The sequence below is a fragment of the Streptomyces sp. NPDC057963 genome (assembly GCF_042887155.1).
In the GTDB taxonomy this organism is placed as follows: Bacteria; Actinomycetota; Actinomycetes; order Streptomycetales; family Streptomycetaceae; genus Streptomyces.
Map to the genome: position 1 here is coordinate 493,187 of NZ_JBHVPX010000003.1, position 20,366 is coordinate 513,552.

Annotated in this window: 21 protein-coding genes and 2 pseudogenes; 14 read left to right on the forward strand and 9 right to left on the reverse strand. The window is 71.6% G+C overall.

Going from position 1 to position 20,366, the window contains the following annotated elements; genetic code table 11:
- Window positions 1–114: 114 nt before the first annotated feature.
- On the forward strand, window positions 115–489 hold the full coding sequence (locus ACFVT1_RS09185) for a tetratricopeptide repeat protein (RefSeq protein ID WP_389793739.1): 375 nt from the start codon (window positions 115–117) through the stop codon (window positions 487–489).
- Between the two features lie 515 nt (window positions 490–1,004).
- The gene (locus ACFVT1_RS09190; protein WP_389793740.1) at window positions 1,005–1,511 is read left to right on the forward strand and encodes a GNAT family N-acetyltransferase; all 507 of its coding nucleotides are present in this window, start codon (window positions 1,005–1,007) and stop codon (window positions 1,509–1,511) included.
- Between the two features lie 170 nt (window positions 1,512–1,681).
- Here ACFVT1_RS09190 and ACFVT1_RS09195 read toward each other — a convergent pair whose 3' ends face one another.
- Both ACFVT1_RS09195 and ACFVT1_RS09200 read right to left on the reverse strand, forming a co-directional pair.
- Window positions 1,682–2,455, reverse strand: coding sequence for a CbtA family protein (locus tag ACFVT1_RS09195; protein ID WP_389793741.1), 774 nt, complete (start codon window positions 2,453–2,455; stop codon window positions 1,682–1,684).
- A gap of 27 nt (window positions 2,456–2,482) precedes the next feature.
- Complete coding sequence (locus tag ACFVT1_RS09200) at window positions 2,483–2,701, reverse strand: CbtB-domain containing protein (RefSeq protein WP_389793742.1); 219 nt, start codon at window positions 2,699–2,701, stop codon at window positions 2,483–2,485.
- A gap of 259 nt (window positions 2,702–2,960) precedes the next feature.
- On the opposite strand from ACFVT1_RS09200, the gene ACFVT1_RS09205 reads away from it, so the two are divergent.
- The 3 genes and pseudogenes from ACFVT1_RS09205 to ACFVT1_RS09215 all read left to right on the forward strand — a co-directional run.
- Complete coding sequence (locus tag ACFVT1_RS09205) at window positions 2,961–3,614, forward strand: histidine phosphatase family protein (protein WP_389793743.1); 654 nt, start codon at window positions 2,961–2,963, stop codon at window positions 3,612–3,614.
- 300 nt (window positions 3,615–3,914) lie between these two features.
- Window positions 3,915–4,775: pseudogene (locus ACFVT1_RS09210) on the forward strand (family 16 glycosylhydrolase); the annotation flags it as partial.
- A 51-nt stretch (window positions 4,776–4,826) separates the two neighbouring features.
- Window positions 4,827–5,045: pseudogene (locus tag ACFVT1_RS09215) on the forward strand (G-D-S-L family lipolytic protein); the annotation flags it as partial.
- Between the two features lie 53 nt (window positions 5,046–5,098).
- Here the strand turns inward: ACFVT1_RS09215 and ACFVT1_RS09220 are convergent.
- Window positions 5,099–6,541: a dihydrolipoyl dehydrogenase family protein gene (locus tag ACFVT1_RS09220; protein ID WP_389793745.1), complete on the reverse strand. Its 1,443-nt coding sequence runs from the start codon at window positions 6,539–6,541 to the stop codon at window positions 5,099–5,101.
- 115 nt (window positions 6,542–6,656) lie between these two features.
- Between ACFVT1_RS09220 and trxA the strand changes: the two genes are divergently transcribed.
- Window positions 6,657–7,028, forward strand: a complete 372-nt coding sequence (trxA, locus tag ACFVT1_RS09225) for a thioredoxin (RefSeq protein ID WP_362202949.1) — start codon at window positions 6,657–6,659, stop codon at window positions 7,026–7,028.
- 185 nt (window positions 7,029–7,213) lie between these two features.
- Here trxA and ACFVT1_RS09230 read toward each other — a convergent pair whose 3' ends face one another.
- Both ACFVT1_RS09230 and ACFVT1_RS09235 read right to left on the reverse strand, forming a co-directional pair.
- Window positions 7,214–7,495 carry a hypothetical protein gene (locus tag ACFVT1_RS09230; protein ID WP_389793746.1) on the reverse strand — a complete coding sequence of 94 codons (282 nt, stop codon included), beginning with the start codon at window positions 7,493–7,495 and terminating at the stop codon, window positions 7,214–7,216.
- 71 nt (window positions 7,496–7,566) lie between these two features.
- Window positions 7,567–8,589, reverse strand: coding sequence for a LacI family DNA-binding transcriptional regulator (locus ACFVT1_RS09235; RefSeq protein ID WP_389793747.1), 1,023 nt, complete (start codon window positions 8,587–8,589; stop codon window positions 7,567–7,569).
- 49 nt (window positions 8,590–8,638) lie between these two features.
- On the opposite strand from ACFVT1_RS09235, the gene ACFVT1_RS09240 reads away from it, so the two are divergent.
- Entirely contained in the window at window positions 8,639–8,857 is a 219-nt protein-coding gene (locus ACFVT1_RS09240) for a hypothetical protein (protein ID WP_362202958.1), read from the forward strand.
- 138 nt (window positions 8,858–8,995) lie between these two features.
- Window positions 8,996–10,510, forward strand: a complete 1,515-nt coding sequence (locus tag ACFVT1_RS09245) for a flotillin family protein (RefSeq protein ID WP_389793748.1) — start codon at window positions 8,996–8,998, stop codon at window positions 10,508–10,510.
- 34 nt (window positions 10,511–10,544) lie between these two features.
- On the opposite strand, the gene ACFVT1_RS09250 is transcribed toward ACFVT1_RS09245, so the two are convergent.
- Window positions 10,545–11,711: a glycosyl hydrolase family 18 protein gene (locus ACFVT1_RS09250; protein WP_389793749.1), complete on the reverse strand. Its 1,167-nt coding sequence runs from the start codon at window positions 11,709–11,711 to the stop codon at window positions 10,545–10,547.
- Window positions 11,712–11,781: 70 nt separating this feature from the next.
- On the opposite strand from ACFVT1_RS09250, the gene ACFVT1_RS09255 reads away from it, so the two are divergent.
- Window positions 11,782–12,249 carry a type II toxin-antitoxin system PemK/MazF family toxin gene (locus ACFVT1_RS09255; protein WP_389793750.1) on the forward strand — a complete coding sequence of 156 codons (468 nt, stop codon included), beginning with the start codon at window positions 11,782–11,784 and terminating at the stop codon, window positions 12,247–12,249.
- On the opposite strand, the gene ACFVT1_RS09260 is transcribed toward ACFVT1_RS09255, so the two are convergent.
- Complete coding sequence (locus ACFVT1_RS09260; protein ID WP_389793751.1) at window positions 12,234–13,070, reverse strand: TIGR02452 family protein; 837 nt, start codon at window positions 13,068–13,070, stop codon at window positions 12,234–12,236. The genes ACFVT1_RS09255 and ACFVT1_RS09260 overlap by 16 nt on opposite strands.
- A 149-nt stretch (window positions 13,071–13,219) precedes the next feature.
- Between ACFVT1_RS09260 and egtA the strand changes: the two genes are divergently transcribed.
- Genes egtA through egtD form a run of 4 tightly spaced genes read left to right on the forward strand, consistent with a single transcriptional unit; the run spans window position 13,220 to window position 17,611 of the window.
- Window positions 13,220–14,539: an ergothioneine biosynthesis glutamate--cysteine ligase EgtA gene (gene egtA, locus ACFVT1_RS09265; protein WP_389793752.1), complete on the forward strand. Its 1,320-nt coding sequence runs from the start codon at window positions 13,220–13,222 to the stop codon at window positions 14,537–14,539.
- A complete protein-coding gene (gene egtB / locus ACFVT1_RS09270; RefSeq protein ID WP_389793753.1) occupies window positions 14,536–15,897 on the forward strand; it encodes an ergothioneine biosynthesis protein EgtB in 1,362 nt (453 codons plus the stop codon). The genes egtA and egtB overlap by 4 nt, the downstream gene beginning before the upstream one ends.
- Window positions 15,897–16,652: an ergothioneine biosynthesis protein EgtC gene (egtC, locus tag ACFVT1_RS09275; RefSeq protein WP_389793754.1), complete on the forward strand. Its 756-nt coding sequence runs from the start codon at window positions 15,897–15,899 to the stop codon at window positions 16,650–16,652. The genes egtB and egtC overlap by 1 nt, the downstream gene beginning before the upstream one ends.
- Complete coding sequence (egtD, locus tag ACFVT1_RS09280) at window positions 16,649–17,611, forward strand: L-histidine N(alpha)-methyltransferase (RefSeq protein WP_389793755.1); 963 nt, start codon at window positions 16,649–16,651, stop codon at window positions 17,609–17,611. Before egtC ends, egtD begins: the two co-directional genes overlap by 4 nt.
- A 64-nt stretch (window positions 17,612–17,675) precedes the next feature.
- On the opposite strand, the gene ACFVT1_RS09285 is transcribed toward egtD, so the two are convergent.
- Both ACFVT1_RS09285 and ACFVT1_RS09290 read right to left on the reverse strand, forming a co-directional pair.
- Window positions 17,676–18,488, reverse strand: a complete 813-nt coding sequence (locus tag ACFVT1_RS09285; protein WP_389793756.1) for a GNAT family N-acetyltransferase — start codon at window positions 18,486–18,488, stop codon at window positions 17,676–17,678.
- A 195-nt stretch (window positions 18,489–18,683) separates the two neighbouring features.
- Window positions 18,684–19,940 (reverse strand): extracellular solute-binding protein, encoded by a 1,257-nt coding sequence (locus ACFVT1_RS09290; protein WP_389793758.1) that lies wholly within the window; start codon window positions 19,938–19,940, stop codon window positions 18,684–18,686.
- A 202-nt stretch (window positions 19,941–20,142) separates the two neighbouring features.
- Here ACFVT1_RS09290 and ACFVT1_RS09295 point away from each other — a divergent pair, with 202 nt between their 5' ends.
- A complete protein-coding gene (locus ACFVT1_RS09295) occupies window positions 20,143–20,358 on the forward strand; it encodes a dodecin (protein WP_389793759.1) in 216 nt (71 codons plus the stop codon).
- Window positions 20,359–20,366 lie beyond the last annotated feature (8 nt).

Sequence of the window (20,366 nt, forward strand, 5' to 3'; positions counted from 1 at the left end):
CAGTCTGCCATGTTCCTCTGTCCGAAGCACGGCCGAACGTGGGGCCGGGGCAACGGCAGGGCAGGGCCGGGAGCGATCCGGGGGCGGTCCGTGAACGAGGAGGTCAGAGGTCAAGTGAGCGACACCTATTTCGAGTTCGGTACGGCCGCCGACCGCTGGGACCGTGCGGGGATGTTCTTCGAAGCGAAGGAGTACATGACCGCTGCCCGGATCCTGGAGGGGCTCGTCGAGGAGGTACCGGAGCAGGTCTCCCCCCGGCTGCTGCTGGCGCGGGCCTACTACCACTCGGCTCGGCTCGGCAGGGCCGAGACGGAGCTGCGGGCGGTTCTGGAGCGCGACCCGGTGGAGCCGTACGCCCGGCTGATGCTCGGCCGCACGCTTGAGCGCCAGGGGCGGAGTGCGGAGGCGTCCGGTCATCTGCGGATGGCTGCGGCGTTCTCCGGGGACTTCGGCCTCGACGAGGACCGGACACGGCCCCAGCGGCCGTGAAGGGTGCTCGGTGGGCGGTCAAGCCGTTCCGTCGGGGGGGGCTCCCCCGGCGGCACTGAGTACTGGATCGGGTGCCTGCCCCAGCGGCGCCTTCAGCCGGTCCGCGGTGGGCGGCACGTGGGCTCCGGGCACTGGTGCCCGCGTGCCGTCCACGTCGGCGGACACGCCCGGTACCCCCGGGTGAAGACCGCGGCGTGCGCGGCGGCGCGGACCCGCCGCGACACGGCCGCGCGGTCGGAGGTCGCGGGGCGGGCGGCGAGCACCCTCGACGAGCGCCGCGCTCTCGCCGCGCGGCCTCTTCGTCGCGGGGTACGCGTCGAAGCCGTGGTCGGCCACCGCGGACAGCAGGCCCTCCTGGTCGCCGAAGTGGCGGTGGAGCGCCGGGGCCCACCCGAGCCGCCTCGCACACGGTCCGGATGGAGATGTCCCCGTCCGGGGCTCCACGACCAGTCGCGCCGCGGCTTCCGGACAAACCCGATGCCGCCCGCTCACCCCGCGTGATAGTCCACTCGGTCATGACCGATCTCGAGACTCCCCGCCTCCTCCTCCGCCCAATGAGCGCCTGCGACGCCTTGCAGGTGAGGGCCGGCACGCCGGGAGCCGGTGCCCGCTGGGCTGCCGGATATCCGTCCCCCGGTGACCTGGCCGCGGCCGAGCGCTTCCTCAACACCTGTGCGTCGACGGGTGATCCCGGCCCCTTCCGTTCGTACGAGATACGCCGCCGCCGGGACGGAGCGGTGATCGGCGGGCTGGGGTTCCACGGCGCCCCGGACGAGGACGGACACGTCACGATCGGCTACGGCCTCGTCCCCTCGACGCGTGGAAGGGGATACGCCTCCGAGGCGCTGCGCGCACTACTCCGGTTCGCCCGCGACCAGGGGGTGAGCTGTGTGCACGGTGACACCGACGTGGACAACCTCGCGTCCCAGCGCGTCATGGAAGCCGTCGGCATGCGCCTGGTGAAGGAGGACCCTCGGCTGAAGCACTACCGGATCGACCTGGACCGCCGGGCCGAGGAGTGAGGAGTAGCGGGCCGGCGGCCGTCGGTCCCTTCCGACGGACGGGGTGGGTCGCGGCGCGGCATGACAAGGCAGCGGAACCCGCCGGGAAGCTCCCGGCGGGTTCCCTTGCCCGCTGATGACGAAATGTCCGCCGGTGGTGAGATCTCGGCCGGTGGTGAGCGGTGGGTCGGTCAGCCGGCCGCAGTGGCCGCCCGGTTCGCCGTCCCCTCGCCGGTGGTGACGGTACCGGTCCCCGATACGAGGAGCCGTTCCGTCAGGTGGCCGAAGACGAGGCCGAAGGTGACCCACAGCGTGGCCTGTACGGCGAGCGTGGCCAGGCGGAACTCCCACAGCAGCCCCGCCGGGAAGTCCTTTCCGACCTCGTTGAACGAGGGCAGGAGCGCGTAGGCGAGTCCGATCACGACGACGTAGGCGACGGATGCGGTGATCGTCGCGTTCCAGTTGCCCAGGCGGGGAGCCAGCCGCCTGCCGAGGATCACGGCGGCGACGGCCAGCAGCACGCTGAGGGCGACCATCAGGAAGAACAGTGCGGTGCGCCGGCCGATGGTGTCGGGGTTGCCGACGGCCGGCGGGTTGGCCGGGTACTTCAGGAACGGCACGACGTACACGGTCAGCAGGGCCGCACCCGCGATCAGTGCGGCCGTGGCCCGGGGGCCGAATCTGCCGATCCGGCCGAGGGCATAGCAGAAGACGAGGGCGGCGATGCCGCCGATGGCCACTCCGAAGACGAGCACACCGGTGGCGAGGCCGGCGGTGGACTGCATGGTGCGGCTGACGAGTTCCTCGCCACCGCCGTGGTCGTGGCTGTGCGCCTCTTCGAGGGCGATGGCCGCATCGACCCGGGACTCACCGAGGAAGTAGGCGACAAACAGGGCGAGTGCGCCCGCGGCCAGCCCGGCCAGCATGCCGCGGACGAGCAGGGCTCTGACAGATATGGAGTTCATGAGGTTTCCCCTGGATCGGACGGGACGTCAGTGGCAGGGGAAGCCGAGGAGGTGGCGGCCGTCGTGGACCCACTCGTGGACACCTTCGCCGGAGATGACCGCGGTGGCGCCCTGCTCGGCGCCGACGAAGTACAGCAGTACGAGCATGAGGATGCCGAAGAAGACCGCCCACGGGGCAATGGCCTTCCCGGAGAGGGGAGTGATCGCCGGTACGGCGGTGGTGGGGGCAGCGGCAGTCTGTGCCATGGCAGAACCTCCTGAGGGAACACGCGTCCCGATCGTGGTGCCGAGTCGAAGGTGTTGGGTCTGACTTCCCGTACGGGTACGGGTTCACAGTGGCGCGACCGTGCCGGATTCTCACCGGACTTCCGTCACACCTTCGTCATGTTCCTGGGACGATACCGCCTGGGCCCAGGCACGGCCACGGTGCCGACGGCAGGGCCGGAGGACCCGGATGCCATGGTGGGCACATGTGAGGGCCAGAGTTCAGGGGGTTGACCCGGTCATGACGGTTCAGGTGATGCTGATCTCACCGGCGCTCAACGCCGCGCTGCGCGAGGCGCGTTTCGACGGTGACGCTCCGCTCGACCCGGCCGGGGCCCGGCGTGCCCGCGCCGCCGCGCCGGGAGTGCCCGCGGCCGACCGGTATGTGCGCGGGCCCTCCGTGCGGTGCGCCGCAACCGCCGACGCCTTGGGACTGCGCACCGATCCCGACCTCGCGCTCCGCGACTGGGACATGGGCCGATGGAGCGGGCAGCGGCTGGCGGAGGTGGGCGCGAGCGAACCGGACGCCGTGTCGGCCTGGCTGGCCGACCCCTCGGCGGCCCCGCACGGCGGCGAATCGCTGCTGGAGTTGTGCGCACGGGTCGGCGGCTGGCTGAACTCCGTGGCGGTCTCCGACGCACCCAGGGATTCCGCGGCAGCCTCCGGCGCGGCCAAGGAGTCCGTGAAGGTCCTGGCCGGCGACGGGGGCGGCCGTGTGCTGGGGGTCGTCGAGCCCGCGGTGGTGCGGGCGGTGACCGTACGGGCCCTCGATCTGCCGACGCAGGCGTTCTGGCGGCTGGACGTCGCCCCGCTGACACTGACCGCGCTCAGCGGCCGGTCCGGACGGTGGAACCTGCGCTGCGGGCAACCGCTGTCCCCCGCCCCGGGGAACTGACACCGCCCGTGGCCCGCACCGCAGCATGAACACCTGATGGGCCGGAGCGTGGAGCCGAACTCCGCCGCGCGCCCACGCCGTTGGCCGGCCCCGCGGTCCGGGACGAGGCCCGCACGGGAGCCCCGGCCCAGGCCGTGCCGCCACTGGTGCATGCAAGAAGTGTGGTCCGTACCAAAGCCTTGACACGGTCTTGGTTCACTTCTTAAATCTCAGACAGAACGGAAGCCTTTCCCCCACCCCCCATGGTGAGCACTTGTCACATCCATGACAGATGCTCGATTCCGCACGGGAAGGACCCCCATGACCTCCCCCCACCTCACACGGCGTCTCCTGGTGTCCGCGCTCTCCGTACTCGCCCTCGTCTCGGCCTCCTCCGGCCTCGCCGCCGGTGTGCCGGTACCCACGCCGCGGCCCGCGGTGACAGCAGGGACGTTCACCGACGACTTCGACGGGCCCGCGGGCTCCGCCGTCGACGGCGGCAAGTGGCAGATCGAGACCGGCGACAACGTCAACAACCACGAACGGCAGTACTACACGGCCGGCAACAACAACGCGGCACTCGACGGCCAGGGACATCTGGTCATCACCGCGCGCCGCGAGAATCCGAACAACTACCAGTGCTGGTACGGCACGTGCGAGTACACCTCGGCACGCCTGAACACCTCCGGCAGGTTCACTCAGACGTACGGGCACGTCGAGGCCCGGATGAAGGTGCCGCGCGGTCAGGGCATGTGGCCCGCCTTCTGGATGCTGGGGAACGACATCGGTCAGGTCGGCTGGCCCGGTTCCGGCGAGATCGACGTCATGGAGAACGTCGGCTTCGAACCCTCCACGGTCCACGGCACGTTGCACGGTCCCGGCTACTCCGGTTCCGGCGGCATCGGTGCCGCCTACACGCTGCCGGGCGGCCAGGCGTTCGCCGACGACTTCCACACCTTCGCGGTCGACTGGGCCCCCGACTCGGTGACCTGGTCGGTGGACGGCAACGTCTACCAGCGCCGCACACCCGCCGACCTCGGCGGCAACACCTGGGTGTTCAACAAGCCCTTCTTCCTGATCCTCAACCTCGCCGTCGGCGGCTACTGGCCGGGCGACCCCGACGGCAGCACCTCCTTCCCGCAGCAACTCGTCGTCGACCACGTGCGGGTCTCCACCAGCGATCTGCGGCCGCCGGCCTGACCGCCCCGGCCTCCCGCGCCATCGGCCGCCAGGCCCGCCGGCGTACGCGTCACACCGCGGACCGGCAGCCGGAAGATCGGCTGCCGCTACCGCGCCGTTCCCGCAGCACGCCTCGACGGGCCGCAGGAACGGCCCCGCGTGGTCGTGGTGCGGGACGGCCGGATCAAACCGGCACCGTCGAGCTCCGATACGGAGGCAGGGGCGCCGAGTTCCCGTTCTCCGGGCTGCCCGGGGCGGATGGCCAGCGCCGAACCCTGGGCACCGGGGAGAACACCCTGGCGGTGTTCCGAGGTGCCGACCGGGCCCTACGCGTCGCGGTACGCCTCCAGCAGGCGCAGCCAGACCTCGCTGATCGTCGGATACGCGGGGACGGCGTGCCACAGCCTGCCGATGGGGACCTCGCCCGCGACCGCGATCGTCGCCGAGTGCAGCAGCTCTCCGATGCCCGGTCCGACGAGGGTGACGCCGAGCAGGATCTCCCGGTCGAGGTCCACGACCATGCGGGCGCGGCCCCGGTAGCCGTCCGCGTACAGCCCTGAGCCCGCCACCGCGGCGAAGTCCTGGTCGATGGCGCGTACCCGGTGGCCGGCCTGTTCGGCCTCCGCGAGGGTGAGGCCGACCGAGGCGGCCTCGGGGTCGGTGAAGACGACCTGCGGGACGGCCGCGTGGTCGGCGGTGGCCGCGTGGGCGCCCCAGGGGTCGTTCTCCAGCAGTGGCACTCCCGCGGCGCGGGCGGCGATCGCGGCGCCCGCGATACGCGCCTGGTACTTGCCCTGGTGCGTGAGGAGTGCCCGGTGGTTGACGTCTCCGACGGCGTAGAGCCAGGTGGTGCCTTCGACGCGGCAGCTGTCGTCGACGGTGAGCCAGGAGCCGGGCGCCAGACCCACCGTCTCCAGGCCGAGGTCGTCGGTGCGCGGGGCGCGGCCGGTGGCGAAGAGGACTTCGTCGGCCTCGACACGCTCGCCGTTGTCCAGTTCCACGACGACCGGCCCGTCCGGGACCGCACGCCGTACGGATGTCGCCGAGACACCGGTGCGGATGTCGGCGCCCGCCTCCGTCAGCGCCCGCGCGACCAGGTCGCCCGCGAAGGCTTCCATCCTCGGCAGGAGCCCCTTGCCGCGGATCAGCATCGTCACCTGGGCGCCGAGGGCCTGCCAGACGGTGGCCATCTCCGTTCCGACCACGCCGCCTCCGACGATCACGAGGCTGCCGGGCACCTTCTTCGCGCTCGTCGCCTCACGGCTGGTCCAGGGGCGGACCCCGTCGATGCCGGGCAGAGCGGGGACGACGGCGCGGCTGCCGGTGCAGACGGCGACGGCCTGCCGGGCGGTGAGCCGGTGCACCGTGCCGTCGGGGGCGGTGACGGAGGCGGACTTCTCACCGGTGAGCCGGCCCCGGCCGCGGTAGATGTCCGCTCCGATGCCCTCCAGCCAGGCGACCTGTCCGTCGTCCTTCCAGTGGGAGGCGTAGGTGTCGCGGTGGGCGAGGACGGCCGCCGTGTCGAGCGAACCCTGCACGGCGTCGCTGAGGCCGGGGACGTGGCGGGCGTCGGCGCGGGCGACGACCGGGCGCAGCAGGGCCTTGCTGGGCATACAGGCCCAGTAGGCGCACTCGCCGCCGATGAGCTCCATCTCGACGACCGCCGTACTCAACCCGGCGGCACGCGCCCGGTCGGCGACGTTCTCACCCACCGGACCTGCTCCGATCACCACGACGTCGTACTCGGCGTTCAAGGAAGCATCTGTCATGGGGACAGTCTGATCGCGGGTGTGCGCGGCGGCCACATGGGCAGGCGGAATAGCGCGAGTACCGGCGCGGTTGTGCCGGACAGGTCCGAGCGGGCACAGGAAGAGGTAGCAGAGCATGAGCACCGTTGAGCTCACCAAGGAAAACTTCGATCAGGTCGTCAGCGAGAACGGCTTCGTCCTGATCGACTTCTGGGCTTCCTGGTGCGGCCCGTGCCGGCAGTTCGCGCCGGTCTACGACGCGGCGTCGGAGCGCCACGGCGACCTGGTCTTCGCCAAGGTCGACACCGAGGCGCAGCAGGAGCTGGCGGCGGCCTTCGAGATCCGTTCCATTCCCACGCTGATGATCGTCCGGGACAACGTTGCGGTGTTCGCGCAGCCGGGGGCGCTGCCGGAGGCGGCGTTGGAGGATGTCATCGGGCAGGCCAGGAAGCTGGACATGGACGAGGTCCGCAAGTCCATCGAGGACCAGCAGAAGGAGCAGAAGTAGGCTCCGCGCACACATGAGCGGTGTGAGGGGTCCGGCCGGACCGGCCGGGCCCCTTCTCCTGGCCTTCTCCTGGCCTTCCTCGGTTTCTCTCGGCCTTCCGTGGTCCTCCCGTGGCTTTCCTCGGCTTTTCCTCGGGTTCCTCTCGGCCTTCCGTAGCCCTCCGGCCGGTGTCCGGCGGCGCGGACTCAGCCACCGGCGTTGCTGTCGGCGTTCGTCTCCTTGATCCGGACCGAGAGGCCGTAGTCCAGCTCGGCACCGTCGACCAGCAGGGCCTCGACCGTGTGTGTCGCCGGGTCGATGTCCGCCACGACGCCTTCACCCGAATAGCGGGGATAGCCCGATGCCCCCGTCTCGCCGGTCGCCGCCACGACCGCCGAGCGGATGGCGCCGCCCGGCTCGGTGGCTTCGGTGGTGTCCTCGGCGAATCCCGGGACCAGCAGGATCTCGTAACTCTGCGGATGGCTCATGGTCATGACGCTAGGCAGGCGGCGCGCGGTGCGCACGTTGCCGCGCTGCGGCGCCGTGCGGACCCGGCGGCTCAGCTGGACTCGCGGTGGACCGCACTGGCCCGCAGCAGGTCGTGGTGCTCGGGTGCGCCGCCGGGGTGCCGCACCAGCCGGTCGACGAGGTCCGCCGGCGGCTGTGCCGTGGCCATCTCCAGACGTACGCTGCTGAGCCGGGGCCGCAGCAGTCTGCCGAGCATCAGGTCGTCGGCGCCGATCACGGCCGTCTCGCGGGGCACCTCGATGCCCGCGTCCTGAAGGGCCCGCATGAGGAGCATCGCGTATTCGTCGTTGTACGCGAACACGGCGTCGAGGCCCAGCGTGCGCCAGCGTGCGGCCAGCCGGTCGGCCGAGCCCTCCTCGTAGCGCAGCGGCAGGGGTTCGACGAGGGCCCCGTGGCTCTGTGCGGCCTGCCGGGCCCCGGCCAGCCGGGGTTCGGCGAACAGGCCGAGGCCGCTCTCCTCGGGCATGATCACGCCGATGCGACGCCGGCCTCGCTCCAGCAGATGCCCGATCGCGCGGCTGCCGACCTTTCGCTGGTCCATGACCAGCGCGTGGGCGCCGGCCACCGGCCGCGGGCCGAGCGTGATGACGGCCTTGGCCCCGGCCCGCCTGAGCACGGATATGCCCTGCGGGGTGAGGGCGATCGTGCCGGGTGCGATGACGGCGACGGGACGGAGTTCGGCCCAGGCGCGGGGTGCGTCGTCGGCGTCGAGGCCGGTGCTGCCGTACTGGACCACGGTGTAGTCGAGGCGGCGCAGCCCGGCTTCCAGTTCGTGGAAGAAGCGGTGGTGGAGCGGGCCGGGCGGGAAATTCACCGCGGGCAGCACCACCATGCGGGTGTGCCCGGCACGCAGACTGCGGGCCGCCGCGTGCGGTACGTAGCCCAGTTCGGTGGCCGCTTCCCTGACCCGGCGGCGGGTGGGTTCGCTGATCCGCACGGTCGCGATGTCGTTCAGTACGTAGGACACGGTGGCCCGGGAGACCCCGGCGAGCCGTGCCACATCGGCACTGGTCGGGGCGGGGCCTTCGGCGGGCTGGTTCGGTAACTGGCTCATGGCGTCGGGCAGTCTTCCAGACCCGTGCGGCATGGGTACGCTCCGGGGCATGGATGACTCCTCGATGGTGGGACTGCTCGGTCGGGTGACGGGAACGGTGGGACCGGGGCTGGTCGGCGAGGTGATCGTACGGATCCGGGGCGGCGCCGAGCACTTCCTCGCGCATCCCGCGTCGGCGAAGGACCGCATCGAGGTGGGCACGGTGGTGACGGTGATCGAGCATCTGCCGCCGCGGACGGTGTATGTGGCGCGCGCATACGGCAGTTGAGGCTCCCGTGGGAGGGTCTTGACGCCCTTCGTGGTCAAGAATGCGGCAAGGATCCGCACGCGTCTTCTCCACCGTCCCGGGCAGGAGAAGACTCCCCCTGTTCAGCGGTGCCGACGGGGCACTGCGATAAGGGGGCGCATGCCGATGGTCATGGGCGTCACGGCGGGACTCGTACTCGCCGCCATCATGGTGTTGATCGGCCTGTTCAAGCTGATGTGGCGCGTGGCCGAGCCGAACGAAGCACTGGTCATCTCCGGTTCCAAGCACAAGACCGAGGGTCTGGGGCAGGGCATGGGGTTCCGGATCGTCACCGGTCACGGCACCCTCGTCCTGCCGGGGGTCCAGGCGGTGCGGAAGATGTCCCTGGACCTCAACGAGACGGAGTTGTCAGTCGATTGCGTCACGCACCAGGGGATTCCGTTGCGGGTGCGGGGTGTGGTCATCTTCAAGGTGGGCGACGACTTCGTGTCGATCGCCAATGCGGCCCGGCGCTTCCTCGACCAGCAGAAGATGATGTCGGAGCGGGTGCACAACGTGTTCGCCGGTCATCTGCGGTCCATCGTCGGCGGGTTGACGGTCGAGGACATGATCCGCGACCGGGAGAAGCTCACCGGGCAGACCCGGTCCGCGTGCGGGACCGAGATGGAGAAGCTCGGGCTGATCGTCGATTCGCTCCAGATCCATGAGATCGAGGATCCGACGGGCTACATCAAGAACCTGGCGATGCCGCACGCCGCGGCGGTGCAGCGGGATGCGCGCATCGCGCAGGCGGAGGCCAACCGCCGGGCCACCGAGGCGGAGCAGCAGGCCGCCGCCCGGATGTCGGAGGCGACGCGGGACAGCGAGATCCTGCAGGCCGGGTACCAGGCCGAGCGCGACAAGGCCGCGGCCAGCTCGCGCCAGGCCGGACCGCTGGCCGACGCGGCGGCCCGGCAGGAGGTCGTGGTCCAGGAGACCAGGGTCGCCGAACTGGAGGCCCACCGGCGCGAGCAGCAGTTGCAGGCCGATGTGCGAAAGCCCGCGGACGCCCAGGCGTACGAGAAGCGCACTCTGGCGGAGGGCGAGCGCGACGCCCGGATCTCGGCCGCCGAGGCGAAGGCGCGGGAGACGGAGCTCGCCGCGGTCGCGGAGGCCAACCGGGTCAAGACGGCGGCACTCGCCGAGGCCGAGGCGACGAAGGCGCGCGGCGCCGCCGCCGCGACGGCGACCAGGGCGACGGGTGAGGCGGAGGCCGCCGCCGCCCAGGCCAAGGGGCTGGCACTGGCCGAGGCGACCCGTGCCAAGGGTCTGGCGGAGGCGGAGGCGATCAAGGCCAGGGCGGCGGCACTGGCGGAGAATCAGGAGGCGGTCGTCGCCCAGCAGTTGGCCGAGAGGTGGCCGGAGATCGTCGAGGCGGGCGCGGGCGCCTTCAGCAGTGTGGACCACATGGTGCTGCTGAATGGGGCCGACGGGTTGTCGGACATGTTCGCGAAGGCGCTGACGATGGGCGGCACGGGTCTGGGACTGGCACGGCAGCTGCTGGCGACGATGGGGCAGGACACCCCGGCGTCACCGGCACCTCGGGTCGACGGGGTCGCACCGGCCGTCCCTCCCCCACCGCTCAAGCAGCACATTCCGGTGACGGGTGATCAGGAGGACGGTGTGTCTGCCTGAGCGGGTCCGGTCGGTGGTGGCCGGTGCGCGCCCCTCAGTCCCGGGCGAGCACCGGCCACAGCTCCGGGTCCTCGAAGCCGAGGGCCCACAGGGCGGTGCCGGCCACGCCGTGCCGGCGCAGGACGGGTAGCTGTGCGGCGATGCCCCGGGCGTCCTGGTACCAGACCTCGCGCCGGTGTCCGCCGCTGTCCCGGTAGGTGAAGTGCGGGGTGCCCGAGACCGGGTCGAGTGTGTACGGGGCGCCCTGGGCACGGCGCAGCGCGTCGGCCTCCTTCCAGGTGACGTGCCGGGTGGCGCTCGTGCCGTCGGTGTCCCAGTCCCAGCCGTAGGCGGGGATGCCCAGTTCCAGCTTGCCGGCGGGGACGAGGGCGGTGGCGCGGGTCAGGATGTCGTCGTACCACGTCAGGTCGGAAATCGGGCCCGGTGTGCCGGAGGACCAGTGGAGGTTGTATCCCATGATGCGCATCCGGTCGGCGACCCGGCCGATGGCGGCGTAGTCCCAGATGCGTCCGGTGGTGGCCGTCTGCGGGAACACGGTGACGACACACTTCTTGCCCACGCGGTGGAGGCGTTCGCAGAGGTCGGTGGCGAGTGCAGTGAAGCCGTCGCGGACCGCGCGGTAGGTGGAGTCACCGGTCGCCGCGATGGACTCGTAGTCGAGGTCGAGCCCGTCGTAGTCGCGGCTGGTGGCGGTCCGCATGAGCGCGTCGGCGTGCGCGGCGCGTCCGGTGGGGCTGGTGAGGATGGCGGCGAGGGCCCCGTCCTTCATCGTCTCCATGACCGTGGGCACCACTTCGGCCCCCGCCCCGTGCAGACCGTCGATGATGCGGCGCTCGCCCGCACCGGGGTGGCCGTCGATCCGGTCGGCCGAGACGGCCCGGTACCAGAAGGGGCTGACGGTGTTCAGCTGTGCGGCGTGGCGCAGGGCGTCCTGGTAGGCGCCTTCCTGGTCCCAGTACGGCAGCCAGGCCGAGACGGTGCGCGCGGGCTGCGATGCCGCCGGGGAGTGTGAACCTGAACCTCCGGTCGAGCTCGAGGCCGGGGCGGGGAGCTGCGGCGTACGGGGCGGGGCGGCGGCTGACGCCCCGGCAGCGGTGGCCGGGAGCAGGGCGGTCACGAGCAGGACGGCGAGGGTGACGGCGCGTCCGGCGCGGGCGGGCACGACGGGGCGCGCGGCGCGAGTGGGGTGTCCAGTGATCATGGCCCGAGCCTGCGGCCCGTTCACCGGACCCGCTCCGTGGACTGGGCCGTACAGGTCCTACGGTGTGGGGATGACGATCCAGCACCGTGACGACAGCACCAACGGCCCGGCCGGATTCCCCGGCCGCACCGGACCCGCCGCGACCTGCGAGGCCGACCCGCGCGACGTGGGTCCGGTCCGCACCTCGTACGCCCCGGACCGGGACGGCGATCCCGACCCCGGCGAGATCGTCTGGACCTGGGTGCCGTACGAGGAGAACGACGGGCGGGGCAAGGACCGTCCGGTTCTGGTGGTGGCCCGGGAGGCGGCGGGCACGCTGCTGGCCGTGCGGCTGTCCAGCAAGCAGCACGACCGGGACCACGAGTGGGTGGCGCTCGGGGCCGGACCGTGGGACAGCTCCGGCCGTCCGTCGTGGGTCGATCTGGACCGGGTGCTGCGGGTGCGCGAGGACGGGATGCGGCGTGAGGCGTGCGCGCTGGACCGGGGCCGGTTCGACCTGGTCGTCGGCCGGTTGCGGGAGCGCTACGGCTGGAGCTGACCGCCGAGCGTCCGGGTGAAGGCGGACCGGGTGGCCGAATCGGGGCTGCGGTCGAGGATGCCGAAGACGATCTGCTCGAAGTGCCCGGCGAACCTGCCGCCGTCCAGCAGCAGTGCCCGGAACGCACCGGCCACCTGTGCCGGGTCGTTGCGGAACACACCGCAACCCCAGGCGCCCAGCACCAGCCTGCGGTAGCCGTGTGCCGCCGCGACCTCCAGCACCCGCTCGGCGCGGGACGCGAGCGCGGCGGGGATGCGGTGGGCGTCCTCGGGGGTGCGGCTGCGGATGACTCCGGCGTTGGGCGCCGGGGAGGTGAGGAAGCCCGCGGTGTACGGGGTGTCGAGGAGCCGCCCCCGGTCGTCGCGGAACACCGGCACACCGGGCGAGTGAATCACCCGGTCGGTGTAGAAGGCGCTGCGTTCCGCACGGTGGTGGGCGTAGTAGTCGGGGGCGCGCAGCAGCGTGGTGTACAGGGCGGAGCCCCGGCACAGGGCTTCTTCCTGGGCCTGCGCGCCGTTGAGGTAACCGCCGCCGGGATTGCGGGCCGAGGCGTAGTTCAGCACGGCGACCTTGCCGGGTCCTTCGCCGGTCATCCGGCGCGCCGCCTGCAGGCTGCTCTCGTCGGTGACCTCGATCGCCGGTGTGCGGCCGGAGTCGGCCGCCGTGACGGGCACCGGCTCGGGGCCGTACAGCCCGGTTCCCGAGAGCGCGGTGGTCAGCGCACGTGCGATGCTCACCTCGCGCCCTTCCGGCGTGCGGTAGCGGCCGGCCTCGACGATGGCCTCGGTCTCTCGCGCGATGCCGCGCAGCCGTGCGCTCATCGGTACTCCCCCGTGTGGTGCATACGGGGCATGCTCGGCGCTTCGGCGGCATGGGTGCAACCGAATTTCCGACGCACAGGGGCACTCTTGTGCGATCTCCCCGTACGGGTTTGGGTGGTACGGACGAACCGAGCAGAAGGAGGCCCGGCATGTCATCGGACACACCCGGCGGCCACGGTCCGCCCGGCCAGCCCCTGCCCCTCGACGAGGGCGAGGCGGAGGATTTACTGCGCTGCATCTGCTTCAAGACCGGGCCGCCCCGCAAGGTGGGCGTGGAACTCGAATGGCTCATCCACCACCGGGACCGGCCCGGCGTCCCGGTTCCGCACCACCGCCTCGACGCGGCCGCCGCCCTCCTCCGGGCCCTGCCCCTGAGCGCGGCGCTCACCTTCGAACCCGGCGGTCAGCTGGAGCTCAGCTCGCGCCCCGCCGACTCCCTGATGGCGTGCATCGACGCCACCGCCGCCGATCTCACCGCCGTACGCGACGCCCTGGACCGGGTGGGTCTCGTGCCGTCGGGTCTCGGCGTCGATCCGTGGCATCCTCCCCGCCGTCTGCTGCACGAGCCCCGCTACGACGCCATGGAGGTCTCGTTCGACCGGTCGGGACCGGCGGGCCGCGCCATGATGTGCACCACCGCGTCCGTCCAGGTCTGCCTGGACGCCGGAGAGGAGGAACCCGGACCGCTCGGCTACGGGCGGCGCTGGCAGCTGTCCCATCTGCTGGGCGCGGTGCTGGTGGCGGTCTTCGCGAACTCCCCCTTCCGGTGCGGCCGCCCGACGCCGTGGCGGTCCGCCCGGCAGTCGTTCTGGGCCGACCTCGATCCCCGGCGGTCCCTGGCACCGCCCGGTCGCCTGCCACCCCGTGACGCCTGGGCCGCGCATGTCCTGGACACGCCGGTGATGTGCATCCGGGCCGACGACGGGCCGTGGGCCGTGCCGGACGGTCTGACCTTCCGCGACTGGATCCGTACCGGCGCGCCGAGACCACCGGTGCGCGCCGATCTCGACTACCACATCAGCACTCTCTTCCCGCCCGTGCGCCCGCGCGGGCACCTTGAGCTGCGCATGATCGACGCGCAGTACGGCGCGGACGGGTGGCTGGTGCCGCTCGCCGTCACCACCGCCCTGTTCGACGACCCGGAGGCCGCCGAGACCGTGTACCGCACCGTCAAACCACTGGCCGAGACGGCCGGGCCGGGGCCCGCGCCGCGCAATCCGCTCTGGGTGGGGGCCGCCCGCGACGGTCTGACCGATCCCGAACTGCGCTCGGCGGCCGCCACCTGTTTCGCACTCGCGCTGGAGGCGCTGCCCCGGATGGGAGCGACCGCGGCCGTGCAGGAGGCGGTGGCGGACTTCCACGACCGCTTCGTCGCCCGGGGCCGATGTCCGGCCGACGACCTTCCCGGACTGCTCGCACTGGACACGGCGGGCGGTTCGGGCCACCACTTCGAGGGACCCCGCTCATGACCGACTCCCCCGTACGCGCCTCGTCCGGTCCGGGAGATCCGGCCGGGCCCGGCGAGGCGGACACCGAGGCGCTCCGGCAGCGCGCCCTCGACGCGCTGCTCACCGCTCGGGAACGCACCGCACTTCTCACCGGGAGTGTGGACGACCGTGAACTGACCGCCCAGCACTCACCGTTGATGTCGCCGCTGGTCTGGGACCTGGCACACATCGGCAATCAGGAGGAGTTGTGGCTGCTGCGCGGGGTGGCCGGACGGGAGGCGATGCGCCCGGAGATCGACGGGCTGTACGACGCCTTCGAGCATCCCCGGGCGGCCCGCCCCTCGCTGCCGCTGCTGGCGCCGGCCGAGGCCCGCGCCTATGCGGCGGAGGTGCGCGGCCGGGCGCTGGACGTACTCGACGCCGCGCCGCTGCACGGTGACCGCCCGCTGGTGCGGGCCGGGTTCGCCTTCGGCATGATCGCCCAGCACGAACAGCAGCACGACGAAACCATGCTGATCACCCATCAGCTGCGGTCCGGTCCTGCGGTCCTGACCGCGCCCGTGCCGCCCGGCCCCACCGACGCGGCCGCTCTGCCCGCCGAAGTCCTCGTCCCGGGCGGCCCGTTCACCATGGGTACGTCCACCGAGCCGTGGGCCCTCGACAACGAGCGCCCCGCGCACCTGCGCGACGTACCGGGCTTCTACCTCGACACGACTCCGGTCACCTGCGGCGCCTACCAGCGGTTCGTCGAGGACGGCGGCTACACCGAGCGGCGCTGGTGGGCCTCCGAGGGATGGGCGATGGTCCGCGAGCACGAACTGACCGCTCCGCTCTTCTGGCACCGGGACGCCGGCCAGTGGCTGCGCCGCCGCTTCGGAGTGACCGAGACGGTCCCCGAGAACGAACCGGTGCTCCATGTCAGCTGGTACGAGGCGGACGCGTACGCCCGCTGGGCGGGGCGCCGGCTGCCCTCGGAGGCGGAGTGGGAGAAGGCGGCGCGCCACGACCCGGCATCGGGCCGCTCGCTGCGCTATCCGTGGGGCGACGAGGACCCGACCCCCGAGCGGGCCAACCTGGGCCAGCGCCACCTGCGGCCCGCGCCTGCGGGGGCGTACGCCGCAGGCCGGTCACCGCTCGGTGTGCGGCAGTTGATCGGTGACGTGTGGGAGTGGACGTCGAGTGATTTCGAGCCCTATCCGGGCTTCTCGGCGTTTCCGTACCGCGAGTACTCCGAGGTGTTCTTCGGTCCGGCCCACAAGGTCCTGCGCGGCGGCTCGTTCGCCGTGGCCCCCGTGGCGTGCCGAGGGACGTTCCGCAACTGGGACCTGCCGGTGCGGCGCCAGATCTTCTCCGGATTCCGCACCGCGAGGGATGCCTGATGTGCCGTCACATCGCTTATCTGGGACCACCGGTGGCCCTCGGCGAACTGCTGACGCGACCGCCGCACAGCCTTGTGCGCCAGTCCTGGGCCCCGAGGCACCAGCGGCACGGGACCGTCAACGCCGACGGTTTCGGCGTCGGCTGGTACGCGGACGGCGATCCGGTGCCGGGACGGTACCGGCGCGAGGGCCCCGTCTGGGGCGACCAGACCTTCGCCGATCTGGCCCGGGTGGTGCGCAGTACGGCGCTGCTCGCCGCGGTGCGGGACGCCACGGAGGCGGGCGCGGACGGCGAGGCGGCGGCCGCGCCCTTCGCCGCCGGGCGGCTGCTGTTCAGCCACAACGGTGCGGTGCGGGGCTGGCCGGATTCCCTGGCGCCGCTGGCCGCCGCGCTGCCCCCGGCCGAGCTGCTGGCCCTCACCGCCCGCTGCGACTCGGCCCTGCTCTGGGCCCTCGTACGCCACCGTCTCGCCGACGGTGACGAACTGCCGCAGGCCGTCGCCGACACCGTGCTCGACGTGGCGGCCGCGGCCCCGGAGTCGCGGCTGAATCTGCTGCTCGTCGACGGCACCACCATCGTGGCGACGGCCTGGGGCGACACCCTGTGGTATCTCGCCGAGCCGGGCCTGCGCACGATCGCGGCCTCGGAGCCGTACGACGACGATCCGCGCTGGCGCACGGTCCCCGATCGGACACTGCTGACGGCGACCCGCGCCGAAGTCCTGCTGACCCCGCTCAAGGAGCCCACTGAGTGAGTCCCTTTCTGCTGACCCGCACCCTGCCGGTGGACGCGACGGACGCGGCGCTGCGCGCCGACGTGCTGCACGGCCTGACCCGGCAACCGAAGACGCTGCCGCCGAAGTGGTTCTACGACGCGCACGGCAGTGAACTGTTCGAGGAGATCACCCGGCTCCCCGAGTACTACCCGACCCGCGCCGAGCGCGAGATCCTGATCGACCGCGCCGGGGAGATCGCCGCGGCCTCGGGGGCGCGGACCCTGATCGAGCTGGGGTCGGGGTCGTCGGAGAAGACCCGGCACCTGCTGGACGCGCTGCCCGCGCTGCACAGTTACGTACCGGTCGATGTGAGCGAGAGCGCACTGCGCGGTGCCGCCGACGCCCTGCTCGCACAGCGGCCCGCTCTCTGTGTGCACGCGCTGATCGCCGACTTCACGGGCGGTCTCGCGCTGCCGGGCACCCCGGGGCCCCGGCTGGTCGCGTTCCTCGGCGGCACGATCGGCAATCTCCTCCCCGACGAGCGGTCGGGGTTCTTGAAGTCGGTGCGGTCGCTGCTCTCCCCCGGCGACGCGCTGCTGCTCGGCACGGACCTGGTGAAGGACGAGGAGGTGCTGGTCGCCGCGTACGACGATGCGGCCGGAGTGACGGCGGAGTTCAACAAGAACGTACTGAGGGTCGTGGACCGGGAGTTGGGCGCGGACTTCGACCCGGCCGACTTCGATCACGTCGCACTGTGGGACCCGGAGCGGGAGTGGATCGAGATGCGGCTGCGGGCCCGTGCGGCGCTCACGGTGAAGATCCGAGATCTCGATCTGGTGGTGGCGTTCGAGGCCGGCGAGGAACTGCGTACGGAGGTGTCGGCCAAGTTCCGCGAGGAGGGTGTCCGGGCCGAACTCAACGCGGCCGGACTGAGGATGGACCGGCGGTGGACCGATTCCGGGGACCGGTTCGCGCTGTCGCTGGCGACGGCGATCTGAACGGGGCGGCCGGCCGCCGGGATCGGCGCGAGGACGTCGGTCCCGGCGGTCGGCCGCGGTCTCGTCACCGTTCGGCAAGTGCGAGGAAGTGGCGCAGATAGCGGGGGTCGGTACGGCGCAGTGACAGGAGTACGTACAGGTCGGCGACGTTGAAGTCGGGGTCGTGCGCGGGCGCTCCGCAGACCTGGGCGCCCAGTCGCAGATAGCCGCGGAGCAGGGGCGGGAGCGTGGAGAGGCCGGTGGGCACGTCCCCCCGCCCCGCGGATCCGGCGGTGGGCTGCCAGAGGCGGTGGGGAGTGACCCAGTGGTCCTCGGGCGCCAGATGCTTCGTCCGTACGGTCTCCCATGCCCCGGCCGCGGCAACGCCGCCGTCGGCGAGGGGAATCGAGCAGCAGCCGGCCAGCCAGTTGTGTCCGGTGCGTTCCATGTAGCGGGCGAGTCCGGCCCAGATCAGCGCGATCACGGCGCCGTCCCGGTGGGCGGGGTGGACGCAGGACCTGCCGACCTCGACCAGGTCGTCGCGGATCGGACCGAGCCGCCCGAGGTCGAACTCGCCCTCCGCGTAGAGGCACCCGGCGGCCCTCGCCCGGTCGGGCGGCAGCAGACGGTAGGTGGCGACGATGTCGCCGGTGGCCTCCTCCCGCACCAGCAGATGGTCGCAGTAGGCGTCGAACGCGTCGCTGTCCAGGCCGGGTTCGGATCCTTCCAGCCTGGCGCCGAGCTCACCCGCGAAGACCTGGTGGCGCAGGCGCTGGGCCGCACGCACCTCCTCCTGGTCGACGGCGAGGGACACCCGGTAGCGCGGCGGGGCGGAAGGGACGGGCTGCGCGGGGACAACGGGGGCGGCGGGGAGGGAGGTGACGGGCAGCGCGTTCATGACGGTCTCCGGGGACGGATCGGCAAGGGCGGCCGCCGGACCGTCGCACTGCGGCGAAGGCCCGGCCCCCTACTTCTTCCGCGACCGGCTGGATTCGACATGACCGCATGGGAGAGCCGGGATGTGCGAAGGCTGAATCCCGGGTGCGTCCGAGCGCGGGCCGAAGCTCCTCGCAGCGGCGTGGTGCCGCGCGGTTCAGCCGCTCGCGAGCAGGTCGCTGATCTTCTCCGAGGCGGCCTTCGCCTCTTTCCTCGGGTCGCCGCCCTCAAGGACCGCCGTCATGTACGGCTTGATCGGGTTGACGGCCTCGACATTCGCCCACTGCGGCGCGTTGGGCGTCGCACGCCCCTCCGCTGCGCCCCGGGCCATCGCGGCCGTACCCTCCTGCCCCACGACGACACGTGCGAGGTCGGGCTTGTTGGGCACATAGCTCATGGTCCTGGCGAGTTCTTCCTGCCACTTCCGGCCCGCCAGTGCCTTGATCACATCGATACCCGCGGCGCGCTCACCCGCCTTCTCCGGAACGATCAGGTCGGAGCCGCCGGTGAAGACGGCGCCGGGGGTCTTCGCGGTCTTTCCCGGGATCGGGAAGTAGCCCAGTTTCCCCTTGAGTTCGGGGTTCAGCTGCTCGATCTGCGCGGCGGCGCCGGGCACCGAAATGATCTGCGCGACATCGCCCTTGGCGAAGACCTTGGCCTGCGGAGGCTTTTCCTCGTCCGCGTTCTTGGGACCGTCGCCGAGCGCCTGGAGTTCCTTGTAGAAGCTCATGCCGCGAAGCGCGTCGGGGCTGTCCAGGGCGCCTTCCCAGTCGCCGCCCTTCTCGTCGGCCAGTTCGCCGCCCTCGTCCCAGATGAATCCTGCCAGGACGTACCAGTTCTGGCCCGCGAGATAGATGCCCTGATTGCCGTTCCGGTTCAGCTGCCGGCTGTCCGCGATCCATTCGTCCCGGGTCTTCGGCGGGGACTCGATACCGGCCTGCTCGAAGAGGTCCTTGTTGTAGATCACCACTCGATTGGCCGCGTACCAGGGGATTCCGTACTGGACACCGTCGATGCTGCCCGGGTCGGCGAGACCGGGCAGCCAGTCCTCGCCGCCGAGGTCGCGCACGGACTCCAGGGTGAGATCGCGCAGTCCGCCGCTCCCCGCGTACTGGGAGACCTGGGTGTTGCCGACCTCGATGACGTCCGGGGTGTCCTTGCCCTTGAGCGCACCGGTGACCTTCGGGCCGATGCCGGTCCAGCTCTGGATCTTGAAATCGAGCTCGATGGACGGGTGCTCGTCCTCGTACGCCTTGGTGAAGCGCTGGAGGAAATCGGCGGACACGCTGTCCTTCATCAGCCAGATGGTGACCTTCTTGCTGCTGGACGCCTCCGAGCCCGAGACGATTCCGCATCCGCCCAGCGCAAAGGTGGAAACGAGCGCGACGGCTCCGACGAGTTTGCGGTTCTTCACCAGGTTCACCTTCTGCGAAACGGCACGACGAATTTCCAGAACCCGGTGTGGGGGACTGCGGGCGGCGCTCGCACGGGCGTGGCTGGATTTTGGTATGGACCATTGCTCCGGTCAAGTCCCGTTCACCACACATTCTGCACACGGACCTCTCGCGCACCCGGGCCGGGTGGGGCACCGTGGTAGGAACGAGAGGGGACATAAGATGTCGAATCACACCTACCGGGTCACCGAAATCGTGGGGAGCTCCCATGAGGGCGTCGACGACGCCATCCGCAGAGGCGTCGCAAGGGCTTCGGAAACGTTGCACAATCTCGATTGGTTCGAGATCACGCAGGTGCGCGGAGAGATCAAGGATGGCCGAATCGAGCACTTTCAAGTGGGCCTGAAAGTGGGCTTCCGCCTCGACGAGCCGAGCTGATCGGGTGC

What these genes read in the sequence shown, in the direction of transcription:
- ACFVT1_RS09190 (WP_389793740.1), top strand. Translation starts at nt 1,005, where the DNA reads ATGACCGATCTCGAGACTCCCCGCCTCCTCCTCCGCCCAATGAGCGCC.
- ACFVT1_RS09195 (WP_389793741.1), bottom strand. Translation starts at nt 2,455, where the DNA reads ATGAACTCCATATCTGTCAGAGCCCTGCTCGTCCGCGGCATGCTGGCC.
- ACFVT1_RS09200 (WP_389793742.1), bottom strand. Translation starts at nt 2,701, where the DNA reads ATGGCACAGACTGCCGCTGCCCCCACCACCGCCGTACCGGCGATCACT.
- ACFVT1_RS09205 (WP_389793743.1), top strand. Translation starts at nt 2,961, where the DNA reads ATGACGGTTCAGGTGATGCTGATCTCACCGGCGCTCAACGCCGCGCTG.
- ACFVT1_RS09220 (WP_389793745.1), bottom strand. Translation starts at nt 6,541, where the DNA reads ATGACAGATGCTTCCTTGAACGCCGAGTACGACGTCGTGGTGATCGGA.
- trxA (WP_362202949.1), top strand. Translation starts at nt 6,657, where the DNA reads ATGAGCACCGTTGAGCTCACCAAGGAAAACTTCGATCAGGTCGTCAGC.
- ACFVT1_RS09230 (WP_389793746.1), bottom strand. Translation starts at nt 7,495, where the DNA reads ATGAGCCATCCGCAGAGTTACGAGATCCTGCTGGTCCCGGGATTCGCC.
- ACFVT1_RS09235 (WP_389793747.1), bottom strand. Translation starts at nt 8,589, where the DNA reads ATGAGCCAGTTACCGAACCAGCCCGCCGAAGGCCCCGCCCCGACCAGT.
- ACFVT1_RS09240 (WP_362202958.1), top strand. Translation starts at nt 8,639, where the DNA reads ATGGATGACTCCTCGATGGTGGGACTGCTCGGTCGGGTGACGGGAACG.
- ACFVT1_RS09245 (WP_389793748.1), top strand. Translation starts at nt 8,996, where the DNA reads ATGCCGATGGTCATGGGCGTCACGGCGGGACTCGTACTCGCCGCCATC.
- ACFVT1_RS09250 (WP_389793749.1), bottom strand. Translation starts at nt 11,711, where the DNA reads ATGATCACTGGACACCCCACTCGCGCCGCGCGCCCCGTCGTGCCCGCC.
- ACFVT1_RS09255 (WP_389793750.1), top strand. Translation starts at nt 11,782, where the DNA reads ATGACGATCCAGCACCGTGACGACAGCACCAACGGCCCGGCCGGATTC.
- ACFVT1_RS09260 (WP_389793751.1), bottom strand. Translation starts at nt 13,070, where the DNA reads ATGAGCGCACGGCTGCGCGGCATCGCGCGAGAGACCGAGGCCATCGTC.
- egtA (WP_389793752.1), top strand. Translation starts at nt 13,220, where the DNA reads ATGTCATCGGACACACCCGGCGGCCACGGTCCGCCCGGCCAGCCCCTG.
- egtB (WP_389793753.1), top strand. Translation starts at nt 14,536, where the DNA reads ATGACCGACTCCCCCGTACGCGCCTCGTCCGGTCCGGGAGATCCGGCC.
- egtC (WP_389793754.1), top strand. Translation starts at nt 15,897, where the DNA reads ATGTGCCGTCACATCGCTTATCTGGGACCACCGGTGGCCCTCGGCGAA.
- ACFVT1_RS09285 (WP_389793756.1), bottom strand. Translation starts at nt 18,488, where the DNA reads ATGAACGCGCTGCCCGTCACCTCCCTCCCCGCCGCCCCCGTTGTCCCC.
- ACFVT1_RS09295 (WP_389793759.1), top strand. Translation starts at nt 20,143, where the DNA reads ATGTCGAATCACACCTACCGGGTCACCGAAATCGTGGGGAGCTCCCAT.